General features: G+C 69.2%; 10 protein-coding genes and 4 pseudogenes. 7 read left to right on the forward strand and 7 right to left on the reverse strand.

The window, feature by feature from the left end:
- Positions 1-25 precede the first annotated feature (25 nt).
- The 5 genes from npdG (at position 26) to RV986_RS00800 (ending at position 3445) form a co-directional block, all read left to right on the forward strand.
- Positions 26-715 carry an NADPH-dependent F420 reductase gene (gene npdG / locus RV986_RS00780; RefSeq protein ID WP_266945182.1) on the forward strand — a complete coding sequence of 230 codons (690 nt, stop codon included), beginning with the start codon at positions 26-28 and terminating at the stop codon, positions 713-715.
- 331 nt (positions 716-1046) lie between these two features.
- The gene (locus RV986_RS00785; RefSeq protein ID WP_475924145.1) at positions 1047-1340 is read left to right on the forward strand and encodes a LexA family protein; all 294 of its coding nucleotides are present in this window, start codon (positions 1047-1049) and stop codon (positions 1338-1340) included.
- Positions 1341-1550: 210 nt separating this feature from the next.
- Complete coding sequence (locus RV986_RS00790) at positions 1551-1676, forward strand: hypothetical protein (RefSeq protein ID WP_475915520.1); 126 nt, start codon at positions 1551-1553, stop codon at positions 1674-1676.
- Positions 1677-2390: 714 nt separating this feature from the next.
- A complete protein-coding gene (locus tag RV986_RS00795; protein WP_475915521.1) occupies positions 2391-3056 on the forward strand; it encodes a S1 RNA-binding domain-containing protein in 666 nt (221 codons plus the stop codon).
- 239 nt (positions 3057-3295) lie between these two features.
- Positions 3296-3445 (forward strand): hypothetical protein, encoded by a 150-nt coding sequence (locus tag RV986_RS00800; RefSeq protein ID WP_475915522.1) that lies wholly within the window; start codon positions 3296-3298, stop codon positions 3443-3445.
- 340 nt (positions 3446-3785) lie between these two features.
- Here the strand turns inward: RV986_RS00800 and RV986_RS00805 are convergent, their stop codons facing one another.
- The 3 genes and pseudogenes from RV986_RS00805 to RV986_RS00815 all read right to left on the reverse strand — a co-directional run bounded on the left by RV986_RS00805 (position 3786) and on the right by RV986_RS00815 (position 5144).
- Positions 3786-4040: an Lrp/AsnC ligand binding domain-containing protein gene (locus RV986_RS00805; protein ID WP_475915523.1), complete on the reverse strand. Its 255-nt coding sequence runs from the start codon at positions 4038-4040 to the stop codon at positions 3786-3788.
- Positions 4041-4342: 302 nt separating this feature from the next.
- Positions 4343-4882: pseudogene (locus RV986_RS00810) on the reverse strand (IMP dehydrogenase); the annotation flags it as partial.
- Positions 4883-4910: 28 nt separating this feature from the next.
- On the reverse strand, positions 4911-5144 hold the full coding sequence (locus tag RV986_RS00815; RefSeq protein WP_475915524.1) for a hypothetical protein: 234 nt from the start codon (positions 5142-5144) through the stop codon (positions 4911-4913).
- Positions 5145-5619: 475 nt separating this feature from the next.
- On the opposite strand from RV986_RS00815, the pseudogene RV986_RS00820 reads away from it, so the two are divergent.
- A pseudogene (locus RV986_RS00820) lies at positions 5620-6150 on the forward strand (ISAzo13-like element transposase-related protein); the annotation flags it as partial.
- A gap of 249 nt (positions 6151-6399) precedes the next feature.
- Here RV986_RS00820 and RV986_RS00825 read toward each other — a convergent pair.
- The 4 genes and pseudogenes from RV986_RS00825 to RV986_RS00840 form a co-directional block, all read right to left on the reverse strand.
- Complete coding sequence (locus RV986_RS00825) at positions 6400-7983, reverse strand: FMN-binding glutamate synthase family protein (protein WP_475915525.1); 1584 nt, start codon at positions 7981-7983, stop codon at positions 6400-6402.
- A gap of 303 nt (positions 7984-8286) precedes the next feature.
- Positions 8287-8710, reverse strand: a pseudogene (locus RV986_RS00830) (malonic semialdehyde reductase); the annotation flags it as partial.
- A 627-nt stretch (positions 8711-9337) separates the two neighbouring features.
- A pseudogene (locus RV986_RS00835) lies at positions 9338-9748 on the reverse strand (alcohol dehydrogenase catalytic domain-containing protein); the annotation flags it as partial.
- A 74-nt stretch (positions 9749-9822) separates the two neighbouring features.
- Positions 9823-12678, reverse strand: a complete 2856-nt coding sequence (locus RV986_RS00840; RefSeq protein ID WP_475915526.1) for a helix-turn-helix transcriptional regulator — start codon at positions 12676-12678, stop codon at positions 9823-9825.
- 159 nt (positions 12679-12837) lie between these two features.
- Between RV986_RS00840 and RV986_RS00845 the strand changes: the two genes are divergently transcribed.
- Positions 12838-14367: a 4-hydroxyphenylacetate 3-hydroxylase family protein gene (locus RV986_RS00845; RefSeq protein ID WP_475915527.1), complete on the forward strand. Its 1530-nt coding sequence runs from the start codon at positions 12838-12840 to the stop codon at positions 14365-14367.
- The last annotated feature ends 43 nt before the right edge of the window (positions 14368-14410 follow it).

A 14410-nucleotide genomic window follows, 5' to 3' on the forward strand; every position in this document is an offset into this window, starting at 1 on the left:
AACCGTGAGCTCCACCGACACCCCGATCACCGCACCCCAGCCGGTACGAGCAGGCTCCGAGACCCTCGACATCGCCCAGCAGACCGTCGGCATCATCGGAGGTACCGGGCCTCAGGGCCGTGGCCTCGCCTACCGCCTCGCCAGCGCCGGACAACCGGTCGCCATCGGCTCCCGGCTACCCGAGCGCGCCCGGAGTACGGCCTCCGAACTCGGTTTCAACGTCACCGGGCACTCCAACCGCGAGGTCGCACGGCACAGCGACATCGTGATCGTCACCGTGCCCTGGGAGGGGCACGCGGCCACCCTCAAGGAAGTGCGCGAGGACCTGGCGGGCAAACTCGTCATCGACTCCGTCAACCCTCTCGGCTTCGACTCCAGGGGGGCCTACGCCCTCCGCCCCGACGAGGGCAGCGCTGCCGAGCAGGCCGCCGCTCTCCTACCGGAAGCCCGGCTCACGGCCGCGTTCCACCACCTGTCAGCCACATTGCTGACCGACCCCGGAATCGAGTCGATCGAGACCGATGTCCTGGTCCTCGGGGATGACCGCGCCGACACAGACACCGTGCAGGCACTCATCGACCGCATCCCCGGCATGCGCGGCATCTACGCCGGCAAACTGCGCAACGCCCATCAGGTCGAGGCCCTCGTGGCCAACCTCATCTCGGTGAACCGCCGCTACAAGGCGCACGTCGGGATCCGTATCACGGACCTGTGACATCTGCCGGATCGTAGGCAGCCGCGCGCCGCTCCGCCCGCGGTAGGGCGTCGAGGAGCGCAACGGCGTAAGGCTTGGCCTTCTGTCGTCCTGTGCTCAGGGCAGTGGCCTGCTGGTGGGCGAGCACGGAAGCGACCCACTGGAGAGGTTCGTCTACTGGCGGCGCCGCTCGCTGGGCTGTTAGTACTTCAGCGGGCTTCACCGGCTGGTCAGTTCGCCGTTGACGGCGCATCAGCCGCCGACACCGGATACTCGAGAATGCCCCGCGAAGTCGCTGAACCCGTCGCACAACCCCGCCGATGCCCCGAGAGGACCAACAGGTTCACGCTCGATCCCCTCCAGGGATTCGGGAACCTGTCGGTTTCCGGTCTCCGGCGACTCCATGATCGACGCGGCGATCTGCGACGGCGACATCGTGACTGTCAGGCGGCAGGACAGCGCCGATCACGGGGACATCGTGGCCGCGCTCCTGGAAGACGAGGCCACGGTCAAGGTGCTGCGCCGACAGGACGGGCAGGTGTGGCTCATGCCGCGCAATCCGTCCTACGAACCGATCCGCGGCGACGACGCACAGATTCTCGGGAAGGTCGTCGGCGTCCTGCGCCTGCTCCAGGGGCCCGGCTGAGAGGACGTCGGACGCAGACGCGGGAAGGGCGATCGTGGTGGGGAGCCCGTGGCCGACAGCCACCGAACGACTCGCGTCTCAGCTCGCCCAAGCTCAGGCGGCCGACCGGCGTGGGGACGAGGCGAAGACGTCCGGGAGTCCAGGAGCCCCACGAGGCCAAACCGTGACGGCTTCGAGCCCGCCGACTACCAGCGCCGGCTCCACGCGTACGTGCTGACGCCCCAGTACAAGGCTCATGACCGCGAACTCCGGGTCGCTGTGGTCCTGAGCAAGGCGCACGACGCCGCCTCGCTGCGCGCGACCCGCAAGCTGCTCGCCCGGCGGGCCGACGGGTAGCGGCCTCCCAGTCGCCTGCCGCAGCCGCGGACCCTGCCCGGCGGCCTCGTGCCCCGGTGGTGGGTGAACACCGTCAACGCCACGTACCCCGGCATCCGGCGGGCGATCCCACCGCCCGGGCCCGACCTCCGACTAGGCGGCCCGGACGACCCGCTGCCCCTGATCCGCGGTTTGAGCCCGGAGGCGAGCCGCCGGGCCAACCTTCTCCTCTGCCGCGGCAGTGGCATCCGGGTCCAGCCCGGCCGGGACGAGGAGTTCGACCAGCTGCGTGCCGACTGCTTCGGCGTGTGGGACCGATCCCGCGCATACGCGGTCGCCGTCCTCACCCTGCTGCAGGCCCGCGCACAACTCACCTGCTCCGCCGAGGGCGTGCCCCCCGCCTGCGGCGACTTCGCCCGGAGACTGCGCGTGTCGGGAACGGTTGTGGCACGGTGGACCTCAGGCCTGGTCCGTCACTCCCCCCGTGGTGACGGACCGGGCCTCCTTGCGTGCCGACGGCCAGTGCCCGCTCCGGCCAAGAAGTCTGCGCCAGGCCCTGCCGCATACCGACGTGCATACGCAGCCGCACGCCGGACTGGCGGCATCTCGGGTGGTGCGGTCGGCGGCCGAGTCCCGTGTCCGGGCGATCGCGTTCTGGAGGTCGGCACCGTTTCCTCGTCCAGGGCCACCGCTTCTCTGAACCAACTGGACAGCTGGTCCAGTTAAGCTCCGCCCATGTCCGAGTCCGACCCCGATCCTCGTCTGCAGTCTCTGCTCAACAAGCTCCGGCCGGGTCCCGTGAGGAGCATGACGGTCACAGGGTTCGACGGAGGAGACGTCCTTGTCCTCCTCTGGGAGTCGGGCGAGGAGGGCAGCGAAGTCGGCCGCATTCCCCAACATGAAGTGTCGATCCGCCGCGTTGACCACCCGTCCGAGATCTTCGAGGTCGGCCGGCAGATCGAAGCCGAGGAGATCGGACGCCGGCGAGGGCAGCTGAACCTCTCGGCCCGCGCCTGCGAGAATCCCGCGCTACGCGCCTTCCTGATGGCCATTCAGCCTGGACAGATCGTCTTCGGGACCGTGTCGGGGATTCACAACTTCGGGGTCTTCGTCCATCTCGACGGCGAGCCCCAAGGGCTCTGCACTGGGTTCATCCGCGTGCCCGACCTGACGTGGGACCGGATCAATCACCCCTCGGATGCGGTCGAGGCCGGCCAGCGGATCACCGGTGAGGTGATCACGTCTGAGACGCGTAATGGCCAGGTCACGATCTCCTTGAAGGCTCTCCTGGAAGACCCCCTCGTGCGGTTCGCTGATCAAACAGGTCATGTCTTCAACGGGACTGCCACGAAGATCGTCCCGTTCGGCGTGTTCGTGCGGCGGCCGCCCGCAATGGACTGATCTTCGCCCTCAACGCGCAGGGACGCCACCCGGAGGCCAAGGCGCTCGCCTGCGAGGGCCTCGCCGCCCATGACGTACCGGACCGGCTCACCCTGGTCCTGCGGCTCGGCCTGGCCCGCAGCCTCAACGGCCAGGCGCGGCACGAGGCGGCTCTCGCCGAGGCTGAGCGCGCCGACGAGCTGCGCCGCAGCCTGCCCGAGGAGGAGTGCCGCTCGGAGACCGGCGCCGTCGAGCTGGCCGTGGCCACCGCCGTCCTGGGGCTGGGCCGCGGTAGCGAGGCCCGCACCGGGGCCGCAGCCACCCACGACGCCTGCCTGGCCTCCTTCGGCCCGGACCATCGCCGCACCGCCGAGGCTCGGGCGCTGCTCGACCGCATCGACGCCGCCTGACCGAGCACGCGACACCACCGTCCACCTGACCGCACCCCACATCGTGGGCAGCTCGTCCGGCCACCGCGATGAGCCGGGCAACGGTCGCGCTCGTCCCACTGAAACTCTGGTTCGACGTACTGAGCGCACAGGGTGCGACGCGCGTCTCACTTCGCGGCCGGACACTGGTGATCCCGCTCCTCCGGCAGCGCCCGTCCGTTGTCCATGACGGAAACGGGGTGGGCCCACCGGCATGGCGGGCCCGCCCTACGGATCAAGGCTGCGGTATGTCTGCCGAGATGCCCTCGGTCACGTGTGCGTCGCTGTGGTGCCGGTGACGTTGTCGCCATGTGCAGTCGGTTCAGAGGCTGCCGGGGCGGACCAGACCGGTCCTTTTGACCCCGCTCAGGATGGGGGTGACCTCGATGGTGGAGATGTGGGTGAGGGCGCCGACGGTGTCGCTCAGGAAGTGGTAGAGCGCGTCGAGGTCGGCGGCGGCGACGGCCACGAGGAGGTTGGCCGGGCCGGTGGTGGCGGCGGCGAAGCGGACTTGCGGGTGGCGGCTGAGTTGCCGGCCTGTCTCTTCCAGGCCGCCGGGGGCGACGGTGATCCACAACAGTGCCTCGGTGCGGATGCCCAGCCGGGCGAGGTCGACTTCGGTCGCGAGTCTGAGGACCTGGTCGCCGACCAGCGCCTCCAGTCGGCGTCGGGCGGTGAGGGGGGTGGTGTCGGCGCGGCGGGCGAGGTCCGGCCACTGACCGGTCCGTTTAGATCATGGCGCCGGGGGTGGAAGTCCCGGGAGGTCACCAGGCCGAGCAGACGGCCGGTGGCGGTCCCGTCGTGGGTGACCGCGGCGGTGCTGTGACCGGTGCGGCGCATGACATCGACCAGGAGGCTCAGGGTGTCGTCGGGGCGGACGTTGGTGTCGCTGGTGACGAATCCGGCCTTGAAGTTCTTCACCTGGCGGACCGCTGCGGCCTGGTCCTGAATCGGCTGGTTGTGGTGCAGGAAACCAAGACCACCGTTTCGCGCGAGCGCGATCGCGAGATCGGGTGTGCTGACGGCCTGCATGATCGCGGACGTGAACGGGGACTGCAGCTCGATCGCCGACGCCTCGCCCGCGATGTGCCGCACCAGGGGCGTGTGCAGGTCAACCGTCGCGTCGAGCAGTCGGTCCGAGTCCGGTTCGGCAAGAGCAGAAACTCGTTGAACGTCCGTGAGACCTCGGCGATGATCTGTGCCACTCGTTCCTCCTGACCCGTCGGCCGGGGCCCGACTGCCCCGCCGTGAGGATCGCCCCCGTATCCCAGGGCCCGGGCAGGCAGAGATCAGCACGGCAGCCGTGGAGGTGCCACCAACTGCGGCGGAGCCCTGACCGGCCCGTGGATCGAACGGGGTGCGGTCGTGACCTGGCACCCTATCGATCAACTCAGCCGCTGCACGAATCGTGGCCGTCACCGGCAGCCGCCACCCCCGGGTGGTTGCTTCAGGTCCTCGGCATCAGCAGCGAGGGCGGCGAGCGCCGCGTTGCGGGCGCTGCGAACCGGGATGCCGTGGCGGCCCGGTTTCTGGGGACGGTCAGTTCACGGGTGAGCCGGCGGCTCGTGGTCCATTTCAGGAAGTAGCGGATCAGATAGCGGCGTTGGCTGGTGGCTTCGGCGATCCAGTCGTCGATGTGCTCCTGGGCGAGGCCGGCGCGGGCCACGCCGTGTCGGTCCATCCAGGCCAGGAAGTCCAGGGCGACGCTGACGCGGCGCCGCGGCGCCGCGGGTCCCGGTCGGCGGAGGCGGAATGGCGGCGGGTGGCGGCCCGTTGGCGTACTCGCCGAAACAGGAACCAGTGCAGGAATGGGCGGGCGAGGTTGGCGTGCGTGGCCGGCCTGTCCACGAGCTCGTACTCAAGCCGGCCGGGGATGCGTTCGAGGTCCTCGTTGCGTTCCTCCAGGACGCCGGTGTGGACGAGGAGTTGACGGATGCAGCGCTGGTTCCAGCGCTGGGCGGGAGCTCGTCCAGAAGCTCGTGGCTGAACGTGTGGCCTTCGGCCGCGAGCCCGGCAAGGAGCCTGGTGTTCGGGCTCTGCTTGATCCACTGGATGGCGGAGAACAGTGAGGGGGCGTCCGCCAGCCGGCACAGCGCGCGCAGCGCCGGAGGTGGCGAGCGGCCGCTGCCCAACGGTGGTTGGCATTCTGCTCAGAGACAGTTGGCCATACAGGTCCCAGAACCGAGATGCGTCGCACAGGCGACCAGGAAGTCGGACACCGGCTGTTCTCCCGCATCACCCACGGCCTCCGCGGCCGGCCCCTGACGAGCTACGAGGTGCTGATACAGACCATCTCGGCCACCCACACCCGCACTGGACCGACCATCAAGGCCACGCTGGACGAGAACGACTACCCCGCCGGCCGCAAACTCATCAGGGCCGAACGCAAGGCCGTCATGGAGCGCGTCGCCCGCGATGAGTTCCACGGCGAGGCGAACTACAAGATCAGTCCGCGAGATCCCGGCCAAGGCATCCTTCCTGCTCACCGATCCTACCCTGACCGGCATGACGCGCGAGGAGTTCGACCAGCTCGTGCCCCACTCGAACCGTGCCGTCAGATCCTGGCCGAGGCAGAGCGCCGGAAGGCGGGCGGGGACCGGAGTGGCCGTAACCCCGGCTTCGGCATCCTTGACCACCGCCATCGAGTGCTGTCCGGCGTGCTCAGCAGCCGCAACACCATCACCTTGATGGGGCATTGACGGCTCCTGAGCCGAACGCGTCATGCGGAAGTTCCGCATCGCCGGGCTGCACCCGCACAAGAAGATCCGCCCCTCGGTCCCCGCCCCCCGGCGACGCCGGTGCCTACCCGTCGGTCGGCAACGGTCAATTCCTTTGTTCGGCAACAGTGCTGAACCTGTGCTCGAAAGCCCTGCCGACCGAACGCAGGCAGCTCATGCCGCGTTCCCAGGAAGCACGTGTGCTCGCCGCGAGACTTGTCATGCGTTGAAGCGGTCGGGATCGGCGGCCTTCCAGTCCGCTGCCCAGGACTCGGGCGGCTCCATCAACAACTGCCCGGGAGCCAGCCAGTCGTAGAGCTCCGCGTAGGACTGGACGGTGACCGGGTCCACACGCCGGCGCAGCATGTGCGGGCGCAGTTCGGCGGGTTCGCTCACGCCCAGCGAGGCGATGATCTGCTGTGCGCTTTTCACCGTGGCGGACTGGAAGCGGTGGACCCGGGCCGACTTGTCGTCGACGTTCAATGCGCGTGCGCGGCGCGGGTCCTGTGTGGCGACGCCGACGGGGCAGGCGTTGGTGTGGCAGCTCTGCGCCTGGATGCATCCGATGGCGAACATCATGGCGCGTGCCGAATTGGTGAAGTCGGCGCCTTGCACTATGCGCTTGACGATGTCGGCTCCGGTGGCCACCTTGCCGCTGGCACCGATCTTGATCCGGTCCCGCAGGCCGACGCCGACCAGGGCGTTGTGGACGGTGATGAGTCCCTCGGTGAGTGGACTGCCGAGGTGGTCGGCGAACTCCAGCGGGGCCGCTCCGGTGCCGCCCTCCGCTCCGTCCACGATGATGAAGTCCGGCGCAGTGCCCTCTTCGGTCATGGCCTTGCACACCGCCAGGAACTCGCGCCGGGAGCCCACACACAGCTTGAAGCCGACCGGCTTGCCCCCGGACAGCTCGCGCATTTCGGCGATGAACCGGATCAGCTCCCGGGGCGTGCTGAAGACCTGGTGGTACGGGGGCGAGATGACGGTCTGCCCCTCGGAAACCTCGCGCACCCGGGCGATCTCGGCGGTGACCTTCTCTCCGGGCAGCACTCCTCCGATGCCGGGCTTGGCTCCCTGAGACAGCTTGAGTGACACGCATTTCACGTTGTCGTAAGCGGCCTTTTCGGCGAACCGCGCGCGGTCGAAACCTCCGTCCGCGGTGCGGCAGCCGAAGTATCCGGTGCCGATCTCCCACACCAGGTCACCACCGTGGCGCAGATGGTAATCCGACAGGCCGCCCTCGCCGGTGTCGTGGGCGAAGCCTCCGAGGGCGGCCCCCCGGTTCAGGGCGAGGATGGCGTTGGCGGACAGCGAACCGAAGCTCATCGCCGAGACGTTGAGCAAGGACATGTCGTAGGGCTTGGTGCAGTCCGGGCCGCCGACGCGGACGCGGGGCTCCTCCATCGCGACCGGGAATGGCCTGATCGACGATTCGAAGTATTCATAGCCTTGGGCGTAGACGTTCCGCTCGGTTCCGAACGGAATCTCCGCTTCGTCTCCCTTGGCGCGCTGGTAGACGAGACTGCGCACATCCCGGTCGAACGGACGGCCATCGTAATTTCGCTCAATGAAATACTGCTGCAACTCCGGTCGGATCGACTCCAGCATGAAGCGAATATGCCCCAGTACCGGATAGTTACGCAGGACTGAATGGCGCCTTTGAAGCAGATCATGAGTGCCGACTCCGGCTATCGCCGCGCACAACACGGCGGCCGGCCACCACCAGGGTGAGACGGTCAACGCCTCGGCGCCAAAGGCGATAGCGACGGCCCCGATGAATCCGATCACTGCAATTCTGATCATGCGTGGAACTTACATCCTTCCCGGGATACGTGACAATTCCTCAGTGATGCGACATCCGGCACATTTGGCGGACGGAATCACCATCAGATCGGCGTGTGCGGATTTCATGAAGGGTGGAATGGGCCGGAGTCCGGGCCATGCTGCCGGGGCCACGACGAGCGATCCCGCGCTGCTCGGGATGGCGATCGGCCGGGGCCAAGGTACGGATGTGACCGTGGCACTCTTGGCGTTGACGGGGTTCGGTCCGGGCGGCGTGGTGACCGCGTGACCGGCCGACCGTTGCCCCTCGATCAGACGGTAGTGACCACTTGCGCGTATGCCACCGATGATGAAGTAGCCGACCTGGAGGAGCGCGTTGAGCTTCGCGGACCGCTCGCGCACCGCACGCTCGGCGAAGAGACTCTTGGCCTGTGGGAAGTGCGGGAACTGGCTGGGCAGTTCCTCGTGGAACTCATGGTCCGCGGCGAGGATGGCGACGAGCGGGGCGGCCGCGGTCTTCTTGCTGTTGCCCTCGGACAGGTGCTCGGCCAGGCGCTCGCGCGCCTCGGCGGAACGGACCGGCACGATACGCAGCGGCTGCTGGCTCATCGAGGTGGGGGCGTACTTGACCAGGTCGTATATGGCCTCGATCTGGTCGTCCGTTCACCGACTCGTTGGTGACGGTGTTGGCGGTCCGTGCCTCCCGGAACAGAGGGTCCTGGGCGGCGGGGTCGAGCGCGAGGGACATGGCGGACCTCTTACGGGTGAGTGTCTGTGGCTTCCGGGTGACATGACGAACTGCAAAGCAGAGGAACTGGGCGCTGACACCCAGCAGGTGCACGGCGGTCGTGGTCGTCCCGACGAGCCCGCACAGCAGGGGCCCTGAACAACACCGTGTCAGCAACAGGCTGACCAGCGCCGCGCAAGCCGCCATGGGCAGATGGAAGGCCGCCCAGATCCGCGTGCCGGCCGGGGCGGACCTGTCCGGCATCACGGCGGCACCGCCGTGCGCGACAGCGGCCAACGCGACGAAGGTGAACGTCGCCCGGCAAGGAGCGCCAGGACTTCGGCTGCCCCTGGGGCGCCCCGATCGGACGACGTCACCGCGGTGGCGGTCCATAGCGCCAGGGTGTACCCGTGCGGGGCCGCGCTCGCGGTCACAGCAGCCCGGAGTTGGCCGCGGTATCCGCGCTCCGGGCCCGTACGGGCACCGGGCCCGACCGCCCTGGGCTGCGGTTGGCTGTCCGTCCGCGACATGGATGACGACCTTGCCACGGCTGTGCTCCTTCTTGAGCGCCTCGTACGCGGCGCGGGTCTGGAGGGAGTCGAGTGAGTCTCTTCGGTGGTCCGGTCGGGCCGGTTCGGCGACGAGGTTCCCGGCCGGCGCGCCGACGTACTCGGCGGCTCCTCCGTCACGCAGGAACGGGACGAGTCCGTAGACCTTGGCGCCCAGGGCGGGAGCTGTGACACCGGCTCCGCGCTCGGCCACGACACCGGACACCTCGTGCGCGGGAATGACGGGTGCCCTGTCACCCCCGGATCCGTCGAAGCTGTCGGTCCAAGTGGCGTCCCGGGCAAGTTCTCCCGTGGTGATGGAGGCGGCCCGTACCGCGACGACGATATCGCCCAGCCCGGGCCCGGGCTGGGGACGCGGTGCGGTCTCGTGGGCCGACTGTTCGGGGCCTCCGCGTCGGTGAGCGCGTATTGCGCGCATCATGTTCATGAGGCGCTCACCTCCTGATGAATGACGGTGCCGTGGCGGAGGCCACGCCGTTGCGTCCAGCATCACGGGTGGTGCCAAAGCCGGGCGTCACCCATTCAAGGGATCCTTGCCACCGTGCCCTGCGGTCGGTGCAGCGCTCAGTCGGCCCCGTCGGCGCTGATGCCCCGCTCGATCGCCAGCCGGGTCAGCTCGACCCGCGAGTTGATGCCGAGCTTGGTGAAGATGTGCTTCATATGCGTATTGACGGTGTGCACGGACACGTAGAGCTGGTCGGCGATGGCCCGGTTGGTGAGGCCTTCGACGACGAGCGGGATCAGTTTCCGCTCGGATTCGGTCAGGTTCCCCAACCCCTGGGGACCGGCCGTGTGGTTCCGCACGGGGGCGGTGCGCACGCCGAGCCGGCGCAGGCGCCGCCTGATCCGTTCTTGATCGCGCCCGGCTCCTGAGGCCGCCGCCAGCTGACCCGCTTCTTCGAAGTACGGGATCGCCGGCGTCGTGTCGGCCGATGCCGCCATGAGCTCGCCGAGGTCCTCGCAGGCCGCCGCCAGGGCCAACGGCCTGCCGGTGCTCCGGTAGCCGGTGATGGCGGACCCCAGTGCACGGGGGTCGCGGTGGAGCAGGCCGTCCACATGGGCGCGGACTGCCCCGATGATCTGCCGGCTCTCGTCCTGCGTGGTCAGGCTGCGCAGTGCGCCGGACACGGCCTGCGCGACCGAAGGGTCCTCGCCGCGGAGCGCGATGCGCACGATCGCGGGCCAGTGGGACGGAGGTACCGCAAGCAGCCGCGTCGGCTCAGGGCTCTTGAAGCTTTCCGTGAGTGCCACCGCCGCTTCGCCGTCTTCGCCCTCCGCGTCCGCCAGGCCGGCGCGCGCGAGAGACATCCAAGGGCCGTACCGCTGCGTCGTGTGCGTGCCGGAACCGGTTTCGGCGGCGCGGAGGTGGTCCCTGGCCTTGGCGAGGTCGCCACGTCTGATCTCCACCAATGCCAGCACGGAGCGGGCCTGCGGTTTCGGCAGAGTGATCTCGAGTTCGTCCGCCACCATCAGGCTGGCCTCGGCCTCCACGGCCGCGTCGTCCAGCGCTCCCTGTTCGAGCAGTGCGCAGGCACGGGCGGCATGCCAGTGGGGAAGGGACCAGCCGAGGCCCAGCGCCTCCGCCTCGCGCTGTCCCTCCCGCAGGATCCGCCCGGTGTCCGCGAGCCGGTCGGTGGCGGTCAGTACGGTGGCCAGCCACAGCGCCGGAATCCGTGGGGGCCGCAGGTAGAGGGCGGCGGACTGGGTGCCGGCGCGTCGGGTGGCCTCCTCGGCAAGCTCAAGGGCGCGGGACAGGCGCCCACGGTAGAAGGACGTCTGCGACTGGAACACCATGGCGCTGACGACGACGGCCGGATCATGGCTGCGGTAGGAGGCCTCGACCAGCCAGGGGCCGGTCTGCTCGGCAGCGGTGATGTCCCCGAGGTACACATGGCCCGTCGCCTTGGTCTTCAGCAGCCGCACGCGCAGGTCGGACGGCAGCGCGGGAAGGGCCAGGGCCTGCTGAAGGTGTGTCATCGCGGCGGCGTCGTCGCCCGCGGCCTGGTGGATCTCGGCGGCCACCAGACGCAGGTGTGCCTCCTGCAGTGGCTCAAGGCCTTCCGGCAGAGTGGCGTCGACCAGGTCGAGCGCCTCGTGAACCCGGCGGGTCCGGCCGAGGTACTCGGCGGCGTCGGTCAGCAGGGTGATGCGACGCCGGTCGTGTGGGGGCAGCAGTCCGGCGACCCGCTGGGCCAAGTCCGCAGCCGCGTCGGGGGCTGACGACGACAGTTCCTGTACGGCGGTGGTCAGCGTGGTCACGGCATCGTCGTCGACCGGGCCGCCCGACATGACGACGTGCCAGGCCACCTCGGCCGAGCGTGCCCCGATGCCACGCAGACTGTCGGCCGCCTCCCGGTGCAGAGCGGTCCGTACGGCCAGCGGCAGGTTCTCGTGGACAGCCTGCCGGATGAGGTCGTGCCGGAAGGCGAGTCGCGGACTGTCGGCCGAGAGCAGACCGGCGTTCAGGACGGCCTCGACGCCCGACAGCAGGCTGCCGACCTGCCTGCCGAGCATGCGGGCGGCCGTGCCGAGGTCGAATTCGCGGCCGAGGACGGACCCGATCTGGAGCAGGCGCACGGCATCTTCCGGGAGCCGGTCCAGACGCGCGGCGATACTCCGCCGGAAACTGACGGGGATGCCGTCATGCAGGAGGCTCGCCTCGCCCGTCTCCATTTTGACGGCATCCGTGTCGGCAAAAGCGCGCACCAGTTCGATCGCCAGGAAGGGGTTGCCCGCGACGGCTCGCAGGAGCCTGGCCAGACCGGGTGACGGCCTCGCCCCGAGGACATCGGCCGCGATGTCCTGCAGCTCCTGCTGTGGCAGGGGGCCGAGGGTCAGCCATCGGGCTCCGAGGCGTTCGAGGTCCTCCCGCACCCTGGCCACGGTCGGTCGCTCGGTGTCCGACCGTACCGCCAGCACCCACAGGATCCGCGAGGCGGCCAGTCGTCCGGGCAGGGTGCGGAGCACGAAGAGCGTGGCCGGATCCGCCCACTGCGCGTCGTCCACCAGGACGGCCACCGGGGCGCGCTGAGCCCGGTCCTCCAGAGCGTCCGTGATGCTGTCCAGCAGCCAGAGCCGCTGGTCGTCGGTGGCTGCGGCGGCTCGGTCGGAACCATCGGAGGACTGCAGGGCGGACTGCAGTGCGGCTCCTGCCGCGTACTGGTCGAGCTCGTCGGCCCGTACCGACACCACATCGAAGCCGGACCGCCGCGCCATCTCGTCCAGCTCCGCGAGCAACCGGCTCTTGCCGACGCCAGGCGCGCCTTCCACGACGACGCAGGCACCCCGTCCGCCACGCACCGCGTCCAGGGCCTCACGGACAGCCGTGATCTCGCGGTCCCGTCCCCGCAGGCGCAGCCCGGTCATGGCCTGGTTCCCGCGCCCACCGAACTGGCCGTCGGCGGGGTCTGTGCTGCTCATGGGGCAAGCATGGCGCACGGCCGCATCCGCCCTCAACGTCGGTTCCCCGGTGATCGCCGCTTTCACCCGGGTGATTGCCGGCTGCGCGCCGTCCTGTCACCCTGCCGCGACGCATGCTCCGTGCCATCCGGATCTCTTGCCCCTGGAGAGGAGCACGACGTGCGTACAGGCAAGGAATACCTGGCAGCGCTGAACGACGGCCGCAAGGTGTGGGTGGGTGACGAACTCGTCGACAACGTGGCCACGCACCCGAAGACCAGGGCGTACGCCCAGAGCCTCGCGGACTTCTACGACCTGCACCACCGCCCGGACCTCCAGGACGTCATGACGTTCGTGGACGAGGGGGGCGTCCGGCGGTCCATGACATGGTTCCAGCACCGTTCCAAGGAGGACCTGCGGCGCAAGCGGCACTACCTGGAGACGGTGCAGCGAGAACTCGGCGGCGGGGCGATCCCGCGCACACCGGATGTCAACAACTACGTCCTGCTGACCTACATCGACGACCCGGAGCCCTGGAGCAGCCAGTCCGTCGGGACCGACGGGAGGGACCTCACCGAGGGGATCCTCGACTTCTGGAACGTGGTGCGGGACGGTGACCTCAACGCGACGCCGGCCTTCGTCGACCCGCAGGCGGACCGCTCGCGCGATTCCGCGCAGGCCGAGTCCCCTGCCCTGCGGGTGGTCGCCACCTCGGACGAGGGCATCACCGTGCGGGGTGTGAAGGCGATCAGCACCGGCGCGGCCTTCGGGGACTGGATCCACATCGGCGTCTTCTACCGCCCCGGCATCATCTCGGAACAGATCATCTACGGGGCGGTGAAGCCCGACACCCCCGGGGTCACCATCATCTGCCGGGAGAGCAACGTCCGCGACGGCGAGGAGGTGGAACACCCGCTCGCCTCGCAGGGTGACGAGCTCGACAGCGTCATCGTGTTCGAGGACGTACTCATCCCCTGGAACCGCGTCTTCCACATCGGCAACCCCCAGCACGCATCGCTGTACCCGCAGCGCGTCTTCGACTGGCTGCACTACCACTCACTGGTGCGTGCGATGGTGAAGGCCGAGCTGATGCTCGGCCTGGCCCTGCTGATCACCGAGCACATCGGCACCTACCAGCTGCCGCCGGTCCAGGCCCGGGTCGCCCGGTTCGCCGGCTTCCACCAGACGCTCAAGGCGCATACGGTCGGTTCGGAGGACCAGGGGTTCTTCACTCCCGGCGGCATCTTCAAGCCGAACGTCCTGATGTTCGACTTCGGGCGGGCGTACTACATCGAGCACATCACCGACATGGTCCACGAGCTCCTCGACCTGTCCGGTCGTGCCGCGCTCATCTACCCCACCGAGGGGCAGTGGCAGCAGCCCGAACTGCGGCCGTGGCTGGAGGCGCTGCAGACCGGACCGGTCGGCAGGCCCTACGACCGGCTGAAGATCAGCCGAGTGATCCGCGACATGTTCCTGTCCGACTGGGGCGACCGGATCAGCACCTTCGAGAACTTCAACGGCACACCCCTGCTGGCCATCCGCAGCCTCACCATGAAGCGCGCCGAGATGTCCCCGAGCGGCAGCATGGCGGACCTCGCGCGTAAGGTCTGCGGCATCGAGAGCGTGCGCGACGACGAGGAGACCGTGTACAAGGCTCAGGCGAACTACGCCCGGCGCCAGGACGCGTCACGCCCGGACGCCTCTTGACCTGCTCCTCGGGCTGAGGCCCGCGGATTCCCGCCTTCCCGTC

It is taken from the genome of Streptomyces sp. RLA012 (assembly GCF_056270325.1).

Bases quoted from the DNA above. Each gene is read 5' to 3' on its own strand.
- RV986_RS00795 (WP_475915521.1), top strand. From the start codon at position 2,391: ATGTCCGAGTCCGACCCCGATCCTCGTCTGCAGTCTCTGCTCAACAAG.
- RV986_RS00815 (WP_475915524.1), bottom strand. From the start codon at position 5,144: ATGGACCGACACGGCGTGGCCCGCGCCGGCCTCGCCCAGGAGCACATC.
- RV986_RS00825 (WP_475915525.1), bottom strand. From the start codon at position 7,983: ATGATCAGAATTGCAGTGATCGGATTCATCGGGGCCGTCGCTATCGCC.
- RV986_RS00840 (WP_475915526.1), bottom strand. From the start codon at position 12,678: ATGAGCAGCACAGACCCCGCCGACGGCCAGTTCGGTGGGCGCGGGAAC.